Consider the following 18395-nt stretch of genomic DNA (forward strand, 5'->3'; position numbering starts at 1 on the left):
CGGGGTATGTGCGGGTTGACCCGCGGTTCTTCCGGCCGGCCGAGGTGGATGTGCTGGTCGGGGACGCGTCGAAGGCGCGTGAGGTGCTGGGCTGGAAGCCCCGGGTCGGCTTCCGCGAGCTGATTGAGATGATGGTGGACGCCGACCTCGCCACCGAGGCTGCAGCGGCGGGACAGACTCAGACCAACCGGTGACCGACGCTCCCCTGGCCCTCACCGCGGGAAGCGCGCGACAGGCGTGGCCCCCGCGTCCTGCGCCGCGACTCGACGCGGGTGAGTTCGCGGCCGAGCGCATGTCACGTCCTGTGATGGGGAGGGTACGCGCGTGCGTGACTCCGGGGGACAGCCGATGAACACTGGTCGAGCCACCGGGTCCCTCCCCCCGCAGTCCCGCGGGCGGCACCGTTCGACCCGGAACCCGGCGGCCCGGCAGGATACGGATCGGCAGGACGTGACGGGACCGGTGCCGGGTGGGAAGGTCCCCGGGGGCGTGACCGGACCGGGCCAGGCGACGGATGTCGGCCAGCCCGGCAGCACCAGCACATCCGGCAGCACCAGCACATCCGGCAGCACCAGCACATCCGGGAGTACCGGCCGGCCGGGTGCCCGGGGCGGGCCGGCGCTGGCGGCGCCCGCCCGCCCGGCGGGCGACGAACGCCGGGTGCATCCGAGCCTCGCGGCTTTCCCGGGGCTCGCCGGCCTCGCCCCGCGGCGGCTGCGGGGCCAGAGCGACCGCATCCGCGCCGCGATGCGGGGCGCGATCCCGCTCGCGCTCGCCGGGCTGGTGGCCAACGCCGCGAACCTCGGCGTCACCCTGATCATCGCGCGGGCGATGAGCACCCGCTCCTACGGCGCGGTCGCGCAGCTGTTCGCGATCTTCTTCGTGGTGTCGATGCCCGGCAGCGCCCTGCTGGTCGGCGTCGTCCGGCGGATCACCGCCTGGCAGCACACCGGCCAGGCGGACCTGATCGACGCGTGGATCAGCCGAGTCCGGCGGGCGGGCGTCGTGCTCGTCCTGGCCGTCGCGACCCTCGCGATCATCACTCGTGGATTCATCGCCGACGAGCTGTCCCTGCCGGGTGCCGGTGGCGTCGCGGAGATCATCATCGCCGGGGCTGCGTGGTGCCTGCTGTGTGTGGACCGCGGGCTGATGCAGTGCGGCCGGCTGTACCCCGCGCTGTCGGCGAACCTGCTGGTGGACGCGGCGGTCAAGAGCGGCTCGACCATCGCGCTCGTGCTCGCGGGCCTGGACGAGGCGGGGGCGGCCATCGCCGTCCTGTTCGGGGTGCTCGCCGCGCTGGCGCACACCCGATGGTGCCTGCGGCGGCATCCGGCCGCGCTGCGCCAGACCGAGCCGGTAGGCTCCCACCCGTCCTCCGCTTCGGTGGGCGCCCCCCCGGTGGGGGCGGCCGACCAGCGGAAGGCGCTGGCCGTGGCCCTGGCTCGGCGCCGGGCGCCCGCCGACGCCGACACGGCCGCGACGACGCTTCCGTTGCCGGTCGCCGGCCCCGCGGCCACCGCGGAGCCCCGGCGCCTCGCGGTGGAGGTCGGGGCCGCCCTGGTGACGCTGGCGTTCCTGGGCGTTCTGCAGAACATCGACGTCCTGTTGCAGGGCCGGCTCGCTCCGGACGAGTCGGGTGCCTACGCGGCGGTGTCGGTCGCGGCGAAGGTGATCGTGCTGGCCGCGGTCGTCCTCGCCGGCTTCCTCCTGCCCGAGGCGGCCGACCGCAACCACCTCGGGCAGCATGCGCTGCATCAGCTCGGTGCGACCCTGGCGATACTCGCGGTACCCGCGGTGGGGCTGCTCTCGGTGGCCGCGATCGCACCCGACACACTGCTGTCCCTGGCTTTCGGGCCGCGTTTCACCAATGCCTCCGGTGCCCTGCTCCCGCTGGCCGGAGCGATGACCTGTCTCGGAGCGACCGTGTTGTTCTCCCACTATCTGCTCGCCCTCGGTGAACGGGCCGTGCTCGCGGTCCTCGCCGTCGCGACCGGTGCCGCCGTGTCCCTGATGGCCTGGGCGCAGGGCTCGCCGGTGTCCACCGCGCGGGCGAATCTGGCCTGCCAGGCCGCACTCGCGGTCGTGACCGGGCTGATGGTCCTCGCCGCCGCGCGCCGCCGGACGGCCCACGCGTGAGCACGTACCCGGAGGACTCACCGCGCCCCAGGGGCGGATCGTCGCGCTCGTTCCCGGCTGGTTCCGCCGGCGCGGCCCTCTCGGCCTCGGCACTGAGCAGGCTGGGCCTCCCGGACCCGGCGGGCCCGGTGCCCTCCCTCGCCGAACTGGTCGAGCTCTCGGGGCTGCGCCGCATCCACATGCTTGCCTGGCGCGATCTCGACGACCCCGAGTCCGGCGGATCCGAGCTGCACGCCGACAAGGTCGCCGAGCGGTGGGCAGCGGCCGGTGTGGACGTCAGCATGCGCACCGCACTGGCTCCCGGCCACCCTGAGACGGCGCGGCGGCACGGCTACCAGGTCGTCCGCAAGGCCGGCCGGTACTCGGTGTTCCCGCGGACGGCGATGTCCGGCGCGCTCGGGCGCAGTGGCCCGTGGGACGGCCTGGTGGAGATCTGGAACGGCATGCCGTTCTTCTCCCCGGTGTGGGCCCGTTGCCCGCGGGTGGTCTTCCTGCACCACGTGCATGGCGAAATGTGGCGGATGGTGCTCTCCCGCCGGCTGGCCCAGATCGGCGAGACCATCGAGTTCAAGATGGCACCGCCGCTGTACCGGCGCACCCGCATCCTCACGCTCTCCCAGTCGTCCCGCGACGAGATCATCGAGCTGCTGGGCCTGCCCGCGGGCAACATCTCGGTGATCCCACCGGGCATCGNCCCGTCCTTCCGGCCCGCCGGTGAGCGGTCGCCGCATCCGCTGGTGCTCGCCGTGGGCCGACTGGTCCCGGTGAAGCGGTTCGACCTGCTCATCGACGCGCTGATCCGCGCGCACGACGAGCACCCCTCGATGGAGGCNGTGATCGTCGGTGAGGGCTACGAGCGCCCCGCGCTGGAGGCGCGCATCGCCGCCGCCGGGGCGGGCCGCTGGCTTCGGCTGATCGGCCGGGTCGACGACGACGCCCTTCTCGACCTCTACCGGCGCGCCTGGGTACTCACCTCGGCCTCCGCCCGAGAGGGTTGGGGCATGACGATCACCGAGGCCGCCGCCTGCGGGACGCCGGCCGTCGCGACCAGAATCGCGGGTCACACCGACGCGGTCGTGGACGGTGCCTCCGGCCTGCTGGTCGAGGACCCGCACGACCTCGGCAAGATCCTCGCCAGCGTGCTGTCCGACACCGAGCTGCGCAGCCGGCTCACCGCCGGCGCCCTGGCACACGCGGCCACGTTCACCTGGGAGCAGACCGCGCGCTCGACCTATCTCGCGCTGGTCAACGAGGCCGCCCGCCGCCGCCTGCTCCGCCGCCCCGCCCCGAGCGCACAGCCGGACACGCCCCGGTGACCTTGACCGCGCCGCCCTCCGGTTCCGGCCATCACGACGGGCAAGGGCCACAGACCGCAACAGACGCCGCGAGTCCGGCAGCACCCGGTCGTACCGGCGCCCCGCACCGCCTCCGGCGCCTGCTGCCGTCCTGGCCCGTTCTCGTGTTGGCGGCGCTGGCCTACATACCGCTGCTGGCGACGGCGCCCGGGCGGATCGGCGCGGACACCAAGGCCTACCTCTACCTCGACCCGGGCCGGATGCTCGCCCGGGCCGTGTCGATGTGGGATCCCGATGTCGGGATGGGCACCGTCACCCACCAGAACATCGGCTACCTGTTCCCGCAGGGCCTGTTCTACCTGCTCGCCCAGTTCGTCGGGCTGCCCGACTGGGTGGCCCAGCGGCTGTGGACCGGATCGATCCTGTTCGGCGCCGGCGCCGGCGTGCTGTTCCTGCTGCGCACGTTCCGCTGGCCTGACCGCTACGCGTTCATCGCCGCCCTGGGCTACATGCTCACGCCCTACACGCTGGAGTACGAGGCCCGGATCTCGGCGATCCTGCTGCCGTACGCCGGCCTGGGCTGGCTGATCGGCATCACCGTCCGCGGCCTGCGTGAGGCCGGCGTGGACGAGCTGGCCCGCGCGACCGGCACCTCCCGCTGGGCGCGGCTGCGGTCGGGCTGGCGGTGGCCGGCGGCGTTCGCGCTGATGGTGACACTGATCGGCAGCATCAACGCGTCCAGCCTGATCTTCATCATGTTCGCGCCGCTGCTGTGGGTGCCGTTCGCGGTGTGGGGCACCCGCGAGGTGCGCCTCGGCACCGCCGTGGCGCTGTGCGCGCGGGCGGTGGCGCTGATCGTCGTGACGTCCGCCTGGTGGATGGCCGGTCTCTACACGCAGGCCGGCTACGGGCTGAACGTGCTCGCGTTCACCGAGACGGTGAAGACCGTCGCGAGCAGCTCCCAGGCCTCCGAGGTGCTGCGCGGCCTGGGCAACTGGTTCTTCTACGGTGAGGACGCGCTCGGTCCCTGGATCGGTCCGGCGACCGAGTACACCGGCAACCTCGTCGTCATCGCGATCAGCTTCGCGGTACCGATCCTGGCGCTGGCCGCCGCGTCCTGCGTGCGCTGGGGCCACCGCGCCTATTTCGTCGCGCTGATCACGCTCGGCACGACGATCTCGGTCGGCGTCTACCCGTACGACAACCCGTCACCGCTCGGACGGCTGTTCCGTGACTTCGCCGAGGAGTCCACGGCCGGCCTGGCCCTGCGGTCGCTGCCCCGGGCCGTGCCGATGGTCATCCTCGGCCTGTCGGTGCTGTTGGCGGGCGGTCTGGCCGTTCTCGACCAGCGCCTCGCCGACCGCCGCGCGCGGCGGGCCGAGGGTGCGGGCGCGGGTGCGGGTGCCACCGGCGCCGGTACCGGCGCGGGCACGCCGCGCCGCCTGCCGGCGCCGGCCTCGACGCTCGCCTTCGGCGGCACCGCCCTGCTGCTGGTCCTGAACATGTCCCCGATGTTCCGCGGGGAGTTCATCGAGCCGCTGCTGGACCGCCCGGAGGACATCCCGGCCTACGAGCAGGAGCTCGCCAGCGCCCTGGACGCCGCTCCACCCGACGCGACCGGGGAACAGACCCGGGTGCTGGAGCTGCCCGGCGCCGACTTCGCCCACTACCGGTGGGGCACGACCCTCGATCCGGTCACCTACGGCTTGATGGACCGGCCCTCGGTGGTCCGCGAGCTCATCCCCTACGGGGACGCCGGCTCGGTGGACCTGGTGCGCTCGCTGGACCGGCGGCTGCAGGAGGGGGTGCTCGACCCGGAGTCGGTCCCGGGCATCGCCCGGCTGATGAGCGCCGGCGACGTGGTGCTGCGCAGCAACCTCGCCTACGAGCGGTTCCGGACCCCGCGCCCCCGCGCGACCTGGGACCTGCTGGCCAACCAGCGGCCGGACGGGCTGGGCGAACCGGAGACCTTCGGGCCGCCGGTCCTTGAGGACCCCGGCATCCCCTACACCGACGAGATCACCCTGGGCACCGACGCGGAGGTCATCGACCCGCCGGCCCTCGCCGCCTTCGCCGTGGACGACCCGCATTCGATCGTGCGCGCCGAGAGCACCCGGGCTCCGCTGCTCGTCAGCGGCAACGGCGAGGCGCTGGTCGACGCGGCGGCCACCGGCCAGCTCGACGCCATCCTCGACAGCGGGCGGACCATCCTCTACGCGGGCGACCTCGCCAGTGACCCGGGCCGGCTGCGGCAGGCGCTCGACGACGGCGCCGAACTGCTCGTCAGCGACACGAACCGGCTGCGTGCCGAGCGCTGGACNGGCATCCGGGAGAACTTCGGCTACGTCGAGCAGCCTGGCGTGACCCCGCTGGCGCGGGATGCGAACGACAACCGGCTGGTGCTCTTCCCCGCCGCGAGCCACGCCTCCGAGACGATCATGCAGACGCACGCGCCCGGTTCCGAGGCCCAGGTCGAGAACGTGCGCGCCACCGACTACGGCAACACCTTCTCCTACGGCGTCGCGGACCGCCCGGTGCAGGCGATCGACGGCGACATCCAGTCCGCCTGGCGGGTCGGGGCGTTCACCGATCCGACCGGCGCCGCCTGGCAGGTCCAGCTCGCGAAGCCGACGACCGCCGACCACGTGCGCGTCGTCCAACCGATCAACGGACCGCGCAACCGGTGGATCACCCGGCTCACGCTGACCTTCGACGGCGGCTCCCCCGTCACCGTCGACATGCGCGAGTCGTCCCGTACCGAGCTGGGGCAGACCATCGACTTCCCCGCGCGGACGTTCACCACGCTGCGGGTTCATGTCGACGCCACGAACTACGGCGAGCAGCGCACCTACGACGGCCTCTCCGGAGTCGGCCTGGCCGAGGTGGAGATCCCCGGTCCGGACGGCCAGCCGCTGACGGCGGAGGAGGTGCTGCGGATGCCGACCGACACCCTCGACACCGCCGGCGCCGACTCCCTGGACCACCGGCTGAGCCTGCAGATGTCGCGCGACCGGGCGAACCCCGGGGAGCCGTTCCGCAGCGACCCCGAATCGGCGATCAGGCGTACCTTCAACCTGCCGACCGCCCGCACGTTCGCGCTCACCGGAACGGCGCGGATCTCCGCCTATGCCTCCGACCTGCTCATCGACGCGACCCTCGGCCGCGCCGGAGCGGCGCCGGTGGTCTCCTCGTCCGGCCGGCTACCCGGTGACCTGCAGGCCCGCGGGTCGAGCGCCTTCGACGGCGACCCCGGCACGGCGTGGAGCCNGGGGCTCGGCGACCAGATCGGGACCTGGGTACAGATCGCCGCACCGACATCAGTCACCGTCTCCTCGGCGGAGCTGACGGTCGTCGCCGACGGACGGCACTCGGTGCCGACGAAGCTCGGCATCGTGGTCGACGGCCGCCGGGTCGGCGCCGTCGCCGTCCCACCGGTCGAGGACACCGCGGTGAGCTCGCAGACCCGTGACGCCACCCGGACGGTCAGCCTGAGCTTCCCGGCGGTAACCGGGAGCACGTTCCGCTTCGTGATCGACGACGTCCGCACCGTCACCAGCAAGGACACGATCAGCGGCGCGATCACCAACCTGCCCGTCGGCATCGCGGAGATCGCCCTTCCCGGGCTCGACGGCACGGCCGGCGGGACGGGGCGGCGCGAGGCGGCCACCACCGCACCGGGGGCCGCCGGCTCCCCGGCGGTGACCGCCGCGGCCGAAGGCGCCGTGCTCGCCCCGCGGGCCGGGGGGCTCGGAACCGCCGCGACCAGCCCGCAGGACATCCCGGCGCCGTGCCGCACCGACCTGCTGACCATCGACGGGGCGCCCGTCGGGGTCCAGGTCACCGGGACCATCAACAACGCCGTCGGCCGCGACGGGCTCTCGCTGCGCCTCTGTGGCACACCGGTGACCCTCGGCGCGGGCGACCATGTGGTGCGCTCCGCGAACGGGGCCGTGACCGGCATCGACATCGACCGGCTGCTGCTGGCATCCGAGGCAGGCGGCGACGCGTGGCTCGACGCCACCGGCGCGGGCACCGCGGCGACCGGTACCGGCACGGGCGCGGCCGCCGGCGAGACCGGCGGGACGCTGCCCACCCTCCGGGTCAACGCGACCAGCGACACCGCGTTCAAGGTGGAGGTCACCGGAGCCAAGCCGGGCACGCCGTTCTGGCTCGTGCTGGGTGAGAGCCGCTCGCCCGGCTGGACCGCCAGCGTCAACGGCCGGGACCTGGGCGAGTCACAGCTGGTGGACGCCTACGCCAACGGGTGGCGCATCACCCCGACCAGTGACAGCTTCAGCATCGTCATCGACTGGGCTCCGCAGCATGTTGTCGGCCTCGCGCTGAAGCTCTCTGTCGTCACGGGCCTGGTGAGCCTGGCGGTGCTGATCGCCGGGACGTACCGGCGGCGAAGCGGCCGGAGCTGGCGTGACCTGGCACTCCCCGCGGCACCCGGAGCGGCCGCCACCGGGGCGGCCGGGGCGAACCCGGGCCCGGCCGGTAAGGCCGAACTGCCGGTGGCCGAGCCTTGGCGGGGCCGCCTGCCGGCGTTGTCGGCCCGGTCCACCGTGCTGCTGGCGGTTGCGCTGGGAGCGGCGAGCGTGGTGCTGGTCAGCCCGTTCGCCGGGCTCGTCGTCGCCGTCCTGGCGGCTGCGGCCACCCGGCTGCCCCAGGCTCGGCTGGTGCTGCGCCTGGCGCCCGCCGTGTGCCTGGCGGTCAGCGCGGCCTACGTCCTCCAGGCCCAGGGGCGCCACGACCTGCCGACCAACGGCTCCTGGGTGGCGGCGTTCGATCGGGTGGCCACGCTGTCGTGGCTGACCGTCCTGCTGCTGGCAGCCGAGACGGTCATCACTCTCGCGGCCCGCCGCCGGCGGGAGCCCGCCCCCGATACCCCGGCCCCAAGTCCGGCACGGTAGGCCGAATCTCCGACCGAAAAGTTACGGAGGGTAGTTTCCGCTTACCCTCCGTATAGCATCGCGGCGTCATCTGCTACGAGCGGCGCCTGGTCGACGAGTAACCCGACCAGGAGTCCTGACGAAGGGATGAGGCGCGGGGGTGCCACACAAAACCACTTCGGATCGGGGGGCATCGCCGGAGGAGGCAACCGACTCCGGCGAAAGCAACTCGAAGCGTGCACGACACGGCCGGCACCGGCGGTCCACCAGTTGGCTGGGCCGCCACAGCCGGCGGCACCACGCAGTGCCGCAGAACGGGGGGAACGACTATTTCGAGCGCGGAGAACGCAGCACAGACCGAGAAACCAGCACAGACGGAGAAAGCAGCACCGGAAGACGCATCGGGCGCACGACCTCCGGTCGCCGACGGCGGTCCGCCCGGCGAGTGGCGCTTCTCCGCCTCGCCGTCCTCGGACCACTCCTGGCGGCCGGCACGACAGTCGCCGGCATCAGCGCCGAGGCCGCGGCCGTACCCAGCGTCGTCATCGAGGACGACGCCATCGGTTCCGGACTTTCCCAGGTCAGCTACTTCGGAGACTGGGCGGCCTGTGTGGGCTGTTCGCCGTCCACGGCCAACGGGACATACCGGCAGACGGACGACGCCAACGCCGGAGCGGTGCTGCGTTTCTCCGGCATCCAGGTCGACATCTACGGCGTTCTCGGGCCCTCCGGCGGGATCGCGACGATCAGTGTCGACGGCGGGACACCAACCGCGATCAACACCTTTGCCGGCACCACCTCACTAGCGCGCATCTACCGGTCCGGGCTGCTCAACCCCGGGATTCACACCGCGGTGCTGGTGAACCTCGGATGGCGGGACCCGGCATCGAGCGGCATCCGGGTCACCTTCGACCAGGCCCAGGTATACGTCGACCAGAGCGGCGGCAACCCGGGGAACCGGTCCGGCCAGCCCTGGTTCTCGGGTGCGAACGGAGACCCGATCCAGAACCCGGCGAACGTCGACGCGTTCTGCTCGCGCCGTGGCAGTCCCTGCGACCTGGCGCATGTCTTCGTGAGCCGCAACAACTGGCAGAACATCGTGCAACCGTCGTGGACCCAGGCCAACTTCGCGGGCTGGCCGGGGCGCCTCGTCATCTCCGTTCCCCCCTTCCCCGAGAACTCGGGTCACACACTCACCGCCTGTGCCGCGGGTGCCTACGACTCGTACTGGCGCACCTTCGGGCAGACGCTCAACACCACGGGAAGGCAGAACTCGATCATCCGGATCGCCTGGGAGGCGAACGGCAACTGGTACCAGTGGTCGGGCAGTAACCCGAGCGCGTACGTGGGCTGCTGGCGGCACATCGCCGACGCCATCAACGCGACGGCTGATCCCGACCCGATGCTCGACTGGACCATCAACGCGCACTACTCACAGAACCCGGCGAGCCACAACCCGCTCGACCTCTATCCGGGTGACAACTGGGTGGACATCATCGGCATCGACGCCTACGACCACTACCCGCCGTCACGCACTCTGGCCGAGTTCAACAGGCAGGCGAACGACATCGGCGGAATCACCTGGCTGTACAACTTCGCCCGCGCCCACAACAAGTTGTTCGGCATCGNGGAGTGGGGGGTCGTGAGCGGGCGCGACGAGAACGGCGCCGGCGACAATCCGAACTTCGTCCGGTTCATGCGCGACTGGATGGATGCCCGCGCCGGTCACGGCATGTACTACGAGAACTACTACAGCACCTGCGAGCCACCCAACGTGGGTTCCAACCTGTTCCGCCCCACGGGCGAACACTGCCTGTTCATCAACAATGCCGCCGCCCAGCTCTACGCCAACCTGTGGAGCACCAGCGGAGCACCCTGACCGGCACGCCGCTCGCGGGAACGTGGGGGACCCGCGAGCGGCGCTGCCCGCCGCAGCCAGTACCCGAGGCCACCGCGGCGGCATCCGCCGACCACCGCCGACCACCTGGTCGGCACCCAAGGCCGGCGGCGGCCAGTTCCGGCCGTGCGGCCGTGCCGCCATAAGGCCGTCAGTGGACGATCGGCCCGGGCCGGGCCACCAGCAGCTCGACCAGCCGCTCCAGTTCGGCCGCGGGGTCGTCGGTGAGCCCGGTGTGCACGGGCGAGGTCTGTACCACCGTGCTGCGCGGGGCGGTCAGCCAGCGAAAGCGCTCCCCGCCGGACATCCGGGCGGCGGGGCCGGCGTCCGGGCCGCCGGCACAGACCCTGCGCAGCGCGGACAGATGCGCGGCCACCACGTCCAGATCGAGATAAGGGTCGAGGCCGACCAGGCGCTCACGGTCGAGGAGACACCGTGAGCCGAGGAAGTCCGCCCGCTGGCACCACAGCAGCACCCCGACGTTGACGCACTCGCCGCGCTCGACCCGGGGCACCACGCGGACCAGCGCGTACTCGAACAGATCAGGCACCGCGCCCACCCCGCAGCCAGTCGGGGCGCTCGGACCGCCGGGCCCCGCGGGCGCCGCCGCCCGCCCGCTCGGACCCAAGGGCAGCGGCCGGGACGAGCAGCTCCTCCAGCCAGGGCCGGCGGCCCGACACCCGGGCGAGCAGCCATTCGACGTACGCCGTGCCCGGCGCGTCGGTCCACTCCCCCGGCACCAGATCGACGACGCCGCCGAGCAGCGCCGCCGTCACCGCGGGTGCCAGCTCCGCATCGGCCGCCGCCAGCAGCTCCGGTGCGCGCGCGCCGAGAACCGGCAGCAGAACATGGTCGCTGATCCCGGGCACGGAGCGCTCCACCGCGGCGTCGATCCCCGCCCAGTCGTGATGCGGGTACAACGCCGCACCGTGGTCGATCAGCCACAGACGGCCGCCCCAGACCAGCAGGTTGGGATTCCGCCAGCTGCGATCCACGTTCAGAGTGAACGCGTCCAGCCACACGACCCTGGCCGCGAGCCCCGGCTCGACCTCGAAGGCGAGCGGGTCGTAGGTGATCGAGCCTGGCAGATAGTCCATGCCGAGGTTGCTGCCGGCGCTCGACCTGAGCAGCTCCTGGACTTCCTGGTCCGGCTCGGTGCGGCCGAGATCCGGGTCGACGTCGATCACGACGAGCTCGGGCACGGCCAGCCCGAGGCCCCGTGCCAGCTCGCCGACGACCACCTCGGCGACAAGCGACTTGGGCCCCTGACCCGCACCGGTGAACTTGACCACCCAGGTGCCGAGGTCGTCGCCCTCCATCAGGCCGGGGAGGCTGCCGCCTTCCCTCAGCGGTGTGGCGTAACGAATCGCGCGGACACGACGAAGCACACGTTCAGCATGCCCGCCGGCCGGAGGGGCCGGCCGAGTGGGGCAGCGCGGCCGGGGCCGCCGCCGACACCCAGGCGGGGAATCCCGGACCCGGCACCGGTGCCGGTACGATCACCTGCCGGAACTCGCCGCGGCGCAGCTGAGGCCGGTCATCCCCGGCCACGTCGTCGAAGAGCTCCGCGGACACGATGAACGCCAGGTCGGAGTCGGGATGGGTCGCCAACTCCTGGCCGAGCACCTCCGCCTCGCACAGGTGGAGAGCCTTCAACACGGCCCGCCCGCCATAGCCCTGTTCGTCGCACCGGGTGATGCCCTGGTGCAGCGCGACCCGCAGGCGCGTCCGCCGCCCGGCGCCGTCGTTCATCCGCGAGACGCTCAGGCGCAGCGCGCGGACGAAGTCGCCGACCACCCGTCCCTCGTCGATTCCCGGCGGGAAGACCGCGAGCTCGTCACCCCCGGGCCCGGCCAGCCAGTGCACGCGCCCGGCATCGGCGGCGACGCACGCCTCGTCCAGGAGCGACCCGAGCGAAGGCGTGGCGGTGGTCGGTGGGCTCGACGCGGAGACCGGGGCCGCATCTCCTCCATCCGGGGCGCCGCCATCCGCGGCTACCGCGATGCACAGGCGCCGGATCCCGGGAACCGCTTCGTTCACGCTGCGCCTCCAAAGGTGACGTTTCGTGGAAGCCAACTGTTCCCCAGTGGAGTGGCGGACACATCCTCCTGCGATGGGTTTCACCATGCGCAGTCCCCCGCCCGGGCCACCGGACCACTGAACGGCCGGGAAGCCGGCTGCCGAGCGGTCTGGTGGTCTGGTGGTCTGGTGGTCTGGCGAGATCAGACGTTGCGCTGCATCCCGGCGGCCCGGTACAGGGCGTCGACGTCACGGATCACGATCGCCCGGTAGCGGGTGTCCACGATGCCCGCCTGGCGCAACTCACGCAGCACCTTGTGCACCGTCGGCTCGGCGGCGCCGACCAGCGCGGCGAGTTCCGGTTGGGTGAGCGCGATCCGCACGCGCCGGCCCGCCCCGTCGGCCGCGTCCGCACCGTAGGAGCGTTCCAGCTCGCAGACCACGCGGGCCAACCGCACCGCGACCGAGCAGCCGCTGAACTCGACCCGGCGCCGGGTCGAGTTGCGCAGCTTCGCGCTCACCGCCTGCAGCACAGGCTGGTTCGCCTCCGGATTCGTCCGCAGGAAGGCCAGAAAACTCTCCTGGGAGATGACCTTCGCCAGGACGGCTCCGGCGGCGGTCACCGTCGCCGAGCGTGGCTCACTGTCGAGCCCTGCCTGCTCGCCGACAAGGTCACCGCCGTGCCGGATCGCCAGCAGCGCGAAACCGCCGTTCTCCGTCGACGCGGTCACCTTGACCCACCCGCTGAGCAGGAGCACGACGAAGTTGGTGGACTCGCCCTCCCGCAGCAGAACCTCGTCGCTGGCGTACTCCCGATACGTTCCCAGCGCCACGAACTCCGCACGAGTCGGCTCAGGCAGTCTGCCGAGGAGAGTCGACGGCGGCCAGTCCATGCGACGCGGAGCCACCCCCCGAGCCATCACCCGCTCCTTTGCACCAGGTACCGCCGGCAGGACGTGACCAGCGATCCAGGTAGTCACCTGGCGTACCGGTTGATACCACCATGTCGGCACCCGTGTGTGCAGGACCGGGTGCGCGCGGCACTCGGCCGAACCCGGGGACGATCCACGCCGGAGGTCAGGACCGGTGCGGCATCAGTGCGTTCTCGGGGATGACGCCCAGCCGGCCCGCCTGGTAGTCCTCGATCGCCTGCTGCAGCTCGGCCCGGGTGTTCATGACGAACGGCCCGTACACCTCCACGTGCTCCCGAATCGGCTGGCCACCGAGCAGCAGCACCTCCAGGTTCGGGGTGTCGGCATCCTGCCGCGGGCTCGCCTCCAGGGTGATCCGGTCCCCCGCGCCCATCACCGCCGTCTGGCCGAGGTGCACGGCGGTGCGCTGCGCGCCGACCGTTCCCGCCCCGGCGAGCACGTAGGCCAGCGCGTTGTATCCGGGGGTCCAGGGCAGGCTGACCCGCGCCCCCGGGCTGACAGTGGTGTGCACGACGGCGATCGGCGTGTGGGTCGCGCCGGGGCCGCGGAAGCCACCCACGTCACCGGCGATGATCCTGACCAGGCTCCCGCCGTCCGGCGACGCGACCAGCGAGACCTGCTCGCCCTCGATGCTCTGGTACCGCGGCGCGCTGAACTTGTCCTTGGCCGGCAGGTTCACCCACAGCTGCACCCCGTGGAAGAGACCACCACTGATGACCAGCGCCTCGGGCGGGGTCTCGATGTGCAGGATGCCGGCACCGGCCGTCATCCACTGGGTGGCGCCGTCGGCGATCAGACCGCCGCCGCCATGCGAGTCCTGGTGCTGGAACGTTCCGTCGATCATGTAGGTGACGGTTTCGAAGCCGCGGTGCGGATGCCAGGGCGTGCCCTTGGGCTCGCCGGCGGCGTAGTCCACCTCACCCATCTGGTCACCGTGGACGAACGGGTCCCGGTCGGCCATGCTGATCCCGGCGAACATCCGGCGGACCGGGAATCCCTCGCCCTCGAACCCCGTGGGGGCGGTCACCACCTTCTTCACCGGGCGCTCGACGTCGCCGAGCCCCGGCTCGGCGAGCCTCGGCAGGGTGACGGTGTCGGCGGTGACGGCTGGCATGGTGGCCTCCAAGGTAGTGCTGCTCCGTTGTGGTCGGGCTCCGCCCGGGCCAGCCCGCGCCGACCGGTGAACCGGCCGGGCGCTGACAGTTGCCGACGCAACCACATCTGGCCCAACCCGCCGCCCGCCTCATGACTTCCCGGCGCCGGGCCCGGCCGCCCGCGGGCGCCGAAGAAGTTCACCCACAGCGATCGCGGGTTCGGGAACAACGACCGACTCCGAGAGCTTGAGCAGATCAGGCTCAAGATGACTGGGCCCGAGCCACTCGATGCGAGGGATGAAGGTCGCATGTCACAGACCAGGTTCCTGCCCCTGCTGCCACTGGACGAGACGGTTCTCCTGCCAGGCATGGTGGTCCCGCTCGGCCTGTCGGACAGCGCAACCCGCGCCGCCGTGGAGGCGGCCCGCGGCGTGCGACCCGATCACGCGCGCGAGGCCCGCGCGCCCGGCATCTCCAGCCGCTCCGCCCAGCACCGCGCCGAGATCCTGCTGGTTCCGCGCGTGGCCGGTGAGCTGGTCGAGCTCGGTGTCACGGCGGTGGTCGAACAGGTCGGACGGCTCCCGAACGGCGAGTCGGCGGCGATCGTGCGGGCGGTGTCCCGGGCCAGGCTGGGTTCCGCCACTCCGGGCGCCTCAGGTACCCCGGACACCTCCGCCATCCTCGACGAGCCTGCCAGCGCCACCGAACCGGCCGACGCCGCGGTTGTCTGGGTCGAGGCGACTCTGATCGAGCCGGTCCTGCCCACGGGGTTCCCCGGCGCCACCGGCACCCCCGGCACCACCCCGCTCGACGACAGCGACAGCGCGGCCGCGCACCTGGCCTCGCTCGCGTCCGAGTACCGCGTGCTGGTCACCGGCCTGCTGCGGGCCAGGGGGGCCGATCAGGTCGCCGACACCGTCGCCGCGCTGGAGAACCCGAGCACGCTCGCCGACACCGCGGGCTACTCCTCCTACCTGTCCACCGAGCGCAAGCTGGAGCTGCTGCGCACCCTGGACGTGACCAGCCGGCTGGAGAAACTCGTCGCGTGGACGAAGGAGCACGCCGCCGAGGTCGCGGTCGCGGAGGGAATCCGGCGCGACGTCCAGGAGGGGGTTGACCGCCAGCAGCGCGAGTTCCTGCTGCGGCGTCAGCTCGATGCCGTCCGCAAGGAGCTGGCCGAGCTGGACGGCTCACCCGAGTCCACCGAGAAGGCGGACTACCGGGCCCGGGTGGAGGCCGCCGAGCTGCCGGCGAAGGTCCGGGCCGCGGCGCTGAAGGAGGTCGACAGGCTGGAGCGGATGCCGGAGTCGTCCCCCGAGGTCGGCTGGACCCACACCTGGCTGGACACCGTTCTGGAACTGCCCTGGAACGACCACGCGACGGACACCTACGACATCGCTGCCGCCCGCGCCGTGCTCGACGCGGACCATGCCGGGCTGGCGGACGTCAAGGACCGGATCGTGGAGTACCTGGCGGTCCGCCGGCGCCGCGCCGACGCGGGGCTCGGCGTCGTCGGCGGGCGGCGCAGCGGGGCGGTGCTCGCGCTCGCCGGCCCACCCGGCGTGGGCAAGACGTCGCTGGGCGAGTCGGTGGCCCGGGCCATGGGCCGCGGGTTCGCCCGGGTGGCGCTCGGCGGCGTACGGGACGAGGCGGAGATCCGCGGCCACCGGCGCACCTACGTCGGCGCGCAGCCCGGGCGGATCGTGCGCGCGATCCGCGAGGCCGGTTCGATGAACCCGGTGATCCTGCTGGACGAGGTCGACAAGATCGGCTCGGACTACCGCGGCGACCCGACGGCGGCGCTGCTGGAGGTGCTCGACCCGGCCCAGAACCACACCTTCCGGGATCACTACCTGGAAGTCGAGCTCGACCTGTCGGACGTGTTGTTCCTGGCGACCGCGAACACGCTGGAAGCGATCCCGGCACCCCTGCTGGACCGCATGGAGCTGATCCGCCTCGACGGCTACACCGAGGCCGAGAAGGTCGTCATCGCCCGCGAGCACCTGCTCCCCCGGCAGATCGAGCGGGCCGGTCTCACCCCCGCGGACGTCACCGTCGACGACGAGGCCCTGCGGCTGATGGCCGGCGAGTACACCCGTGAGGCCGGCGTCCGCGACCTCGACCGGGCGACCGCCCGGGTGCTGCGCAAGGTGGTCACCGGAGCCGCGCTGGGCGAGGCCACGCTGCCGGTCACCATCGGGCCCGGCGAGCTGCCCGGCTACCTGGGCCGGCCGCGGCACACCCCGGAGTCGGCCGAGCGCACCGCCCTGCCCGGGGTCGCGACCGGGCTGGCCGTCACCGGCGCCGGCGGGGACGTCCTGTTCGTCGAGGCGTCGCTGGCCGACCCGGAGACCGGCGCAAGCGGCCTGACGCTCACCGGGCAGCTCGGCGACGTCATGAAGGAGTCGGCGCAGATCGCGCTGTCGTACCTGCGATCGCGCGGGGCGGAGCTGGAACTGCCGGTCGGGGACCTGCGGGACCGGGGGATCCACATCCACGTCCCGGCGGGCGCGGTGCCCAAGGACGGCCCGAGTGCCGGCGTCACCATGACCACCGCGCTCGCGTCGCTGCTGTCGGGACGCCCCGTGCGGGCCGACGTGGCCATGACCGGGGAGGTCTCACTCACCGGCCGGGTGCTGCCCATCGGCGGGGTCAAGCAGAAGCTGCTCGCCGCCCACCGGGCCGGCATCACCACCGTGCTGTTGCCGGCCCGTAACGGGCCCGACCTGGACGACGTCCCGGCGCCGGTGCGGGAGGCGCTCACCGTGCATCTCGTCGCCGACGTCCGGGAGGTGCTGCGGCTGGCCCTGGAGCCGGCGTTCGAGGCCGGGCGACCCAGGGCCGTCGCGGCCTGAACGGGCCCCCGCCGACGGGTAGGACGTAAGCCGCGCCACCCGTCGGCCCAGGCCGCCCCAGCCGGCTGGTGGACACCGCTGTCACGCCGGGATCCGGTGTCCACCAGCAACATTGCCACGCCGCACCCACGGCCCCCGCGCAACGCCGGACACATACGACACGCCGGGAGTTCGGTTAACACCTTGTGACGCCACCCACGAAACAGGCTTCCGCGAGCTACCTTCGGGGTGTGGATCGTGGCCGGTGCCTTCGGCAGGAGCGCGTCGCACAGGAGCGCATCCTGGCAGTGAGTCGACTACGGGGACGTCAGCGCCCGCGGGACAACCGGGGCCCTGGGCGGCGGCCTACCAGGCCGCCGGGCAGGCGGCCGCGCTGACAGGTTCGCGCTGACAAGCCCGCGCTGATCGGCCTCGTCCCAGGCCGCGGCGGGCCGGGCTAAAGTGTGGGCATTCCCGCATCCGTGACGAAGGGTGTGCCCCACGTGGACGCCTTCCGGCGGGGCTGGGTTGGCCTGGCCCTGTTCTTCTCAGCCCTTGTCCTGATGCCCATCCTGGTGCTCGAGTTCCGGGGGTCGGAGGCAGGTGGCTCCGAGCTGACCGCTGCCGAGTCCGCGGCGGCCCGCCAGGAGACGCCGGCCCCCGGGGCCGGCACGCCGACGAGTGCTGTTCCCGGTGTGCTCGTGCGGTTCGACGGCATCGTCGAGGGCGCGTATCTGCATGACTTCCAGCGGATCACGCTCGTGACGATGGGGGATGTCGACGGGATCGTGTACACCCTGACCGGGCCGACGGGGAAGCAGTACATCGTGAACGCGCCGGAGCCTCCGTACACGTTCGCCCCGCATCCCAACGGCTGGGAGACGACCGAGGTGATCAACGGCCCGTACAGCCTGAAGGCCACCGCGGGGAACCCGGGGATCAACCCCGCCACCATCAGCTTCTGGATCTACAACACCTCGGCGAACAGCGGCCAGCCGAGCTGAGCGCGCCTCCGCACCCGCTGGCAACCTCGCCCCGTCACGGCAAGTATGGATGGGGCGTAGAAGGAAGCGGAGGGGCGTAGGTGACGACAGCGACGGAAATCCTTAATGTGAACGGGATGGATCGTCTGGTTTGGATCGACTGCGAGATGACCGGCCTCGACGCCGGTTCCGACCTGCTGCTCGAAGTTGCCTGCCTGGTGACGGACAGTGAGCTGAACATCCTGGACGAGGGGATCGACCTCGTCCTCGGTGCTCCGGACGCGGCGCTCGACCAGATGGTTCCCGTCGTCAG

The 18395-nt window shown here is 72.4% G+C and carries 13 protein-coding genes and 3 pseudogenes; 11 read left to right on the forward strand and 5 right to left on the reverse strand.

The annotated features are described in order from the left end of the window. The 8 genes and pseudogenes from UG55_RS21075 to UG55_RS40910 form a co-directional block, all read left to right on the forward strand. On the forward strand, positions 1–194 hold a 194-nt coding region (locus UG55_RS21075; RefSeq protein WP_199865211.1), incomplete at its 5' end, for a GDP-mannose 4,6-dehydratase. Between the two features lie 553 nt (positions 195–747). Then, a complete protein-coding gene (locus UG55_RS21080; RefSeq protein ID WP_242424894.1) occupies positions 748–2136 on the forward strand; it encodes a hypothetical protein in 1389 nt (462 codons plus the stop codon). Positions 2137–2228: 92 nt separating this feature from the next. Then, positions 2229–2829: glycosyltransferase family 4 protein (locus tag UG55_RS40880; protein WP_242424895.1), on the forward strand; the 601-nt coding region annotated here is incomplete at its 3' end. 1 nt (position 2830) lies between these two features. Then, a pseudogene (locus UG55_RS40885) lies at positions 2831–2968 on the forward strand (glycosyltransferase family 1 protein); the annotation flags it as partial. 1 nt (position 2969) lies between these two features. Then, a pseudogene (locus UG55_RS40890) lies at positions 2970–3452 on the forward strand (glycosyltransferase); the annotation flags it as partial. Then, the coding region (locus tag UG55_RS40895; RefSeq protein WP_242424888.1) for an alpha-(1->3)-arabinofuranosyltransferase family protein at positions 3449–5751 on the forward strand (2303 nt) is incomplete at its 3' end. The pseudogene UG55_RS40890 and the gene UG55_RS40895, both read left to right, overlap by 4 nt. Before the next feature lies 1 nt (position 5752). Continuing rightward, positions 5753–6698 (forward strand): annotated as a pseudogene (locus UG55_RS47760) (DUF3367 domain-containing protein); the annotation flags it as partial. Positions 6699–9422: 2724 nt separating this feature from the next. Next, a partial coding sequence (locus tag UG55_RS40910; protein ID WP_255360513.1) for a glycosyl hydrolase occupies positions 9423–9951 on the forward strand: 529 nt, incomplete at its 3' end. Between the two features lie 420 nt (positions 9952–10371). Here UG55_RS40910 and UG55_RS21100 read toward each other — a convergent pair. The 5 genes from UG55_RS21100 to UG55_RS21120 all read right to left on the reverse strand — a co-directional run bounded on the left by UG55_RS21100 (position 10372) and on the right by UG55_RS21120 (position 14285). After that, on the reverse strand, positions 10372–10770 hold the full coding sequence (locus UG55_RS21100) for a DUF3037 domain-containing protein (RefSeq protein ID WP_066072166.1): 399 nt from the start codon (positions 10768–10770) through the stop codon (positions 10372–10374). Beyond that, positions 10763–11608, reverse strand: coding sequence for a HipA family kinase (locus tag UG55_RS21105; RefSeq protein WP_066072082.1), 846 nt, complete (start codon positions 11606–11608; stop codon positions 10763–10765). The genes UG55_RS21100 and UG55_RS21105 overlap by 8 nt, the downstream gene beginning before the upstream one ends. A 4-nt stretch (positions 11609–11612) precedes the next feature. Then, a complete protein-coding gene (locus tag UG55_RS21110; RefSeq protein WP_083987051.1) occupies positions 11613–12260 on the reverse strand; it encodes a hypothetical protein in 648 nt (215 codons plus the stop codon). A gap of 182 nt (positions 12261–12442) precedes the next feature. Next, positions 12443–13159 (reverse strand): Crp/Fnr family transcriptional regulator, encoded by a 717-nt coding sequence (locus UG55_RS21115; protein WP_066072084.1) that lies wholly within the window; start codon positions 13157–13159, stop codon positions 12443–12445. Between the two features lie 157 nt (positions 13160–13316). After that, positions 13317–14285 carry a pirin family protein gene (locus UG55_RS21120; RefSeq protein WP_066072169.1) on the reverse strand — a complete coding sequence of 323 codons (969 nt, stop codon included), beginning with the start codon at positions 14283–14285 and terminating at the stop codon, positions 13317–13319. Positions 14286–14573: 288 nt separating this feature from the next. On the opposite strand from UG55_RS21120, the gene lon reads away from it, so the two are divergent. The 3 genes from lon to UG55_RS40915 all read left to right on the forward strand — a co-directional run. Continuing rightward, complete coding sequence (lon, locus tag UG55_RS21125; RefSeq protein WP_066072087.1) at positions 14574–17120, forward strand: endopeptidase La; 2547 nt, start codon at positions 14574–14576, stop codon at positions 17118–17120. A 461-nt stretch (positions 17121–17581) separates the two neighbouring features. Further along, on the forward strand, positions 17582–18103 hold the full coding sequence (locus tag UG55_RS21130; RefSeq protein WP_128423111.1) for a hypothetical protein: 522 nt from the start codon (positions 17582–17584) through the stop codon (positions 18101–18103). A gap of 116 nt (positions 18104–18219) precedes the next feature. Next, a partial coding sequence (locus UG55_RS40915) for an exonuclease domain-containing protein (RefSeq protein ID WP_255360514.1) occupies positions 18220–18395 on the forward strand: 176 nt, incomplete at its 3' end.

The sequence above is a fragment of the Frankia sp. EI5c genome (assembly GCF_001636565.1).
Taxonomy (GTDB): Bacteria; Actinomycetota; Actinomycetes; order Frankiales; family Frankiaceae; genus Parafrankia.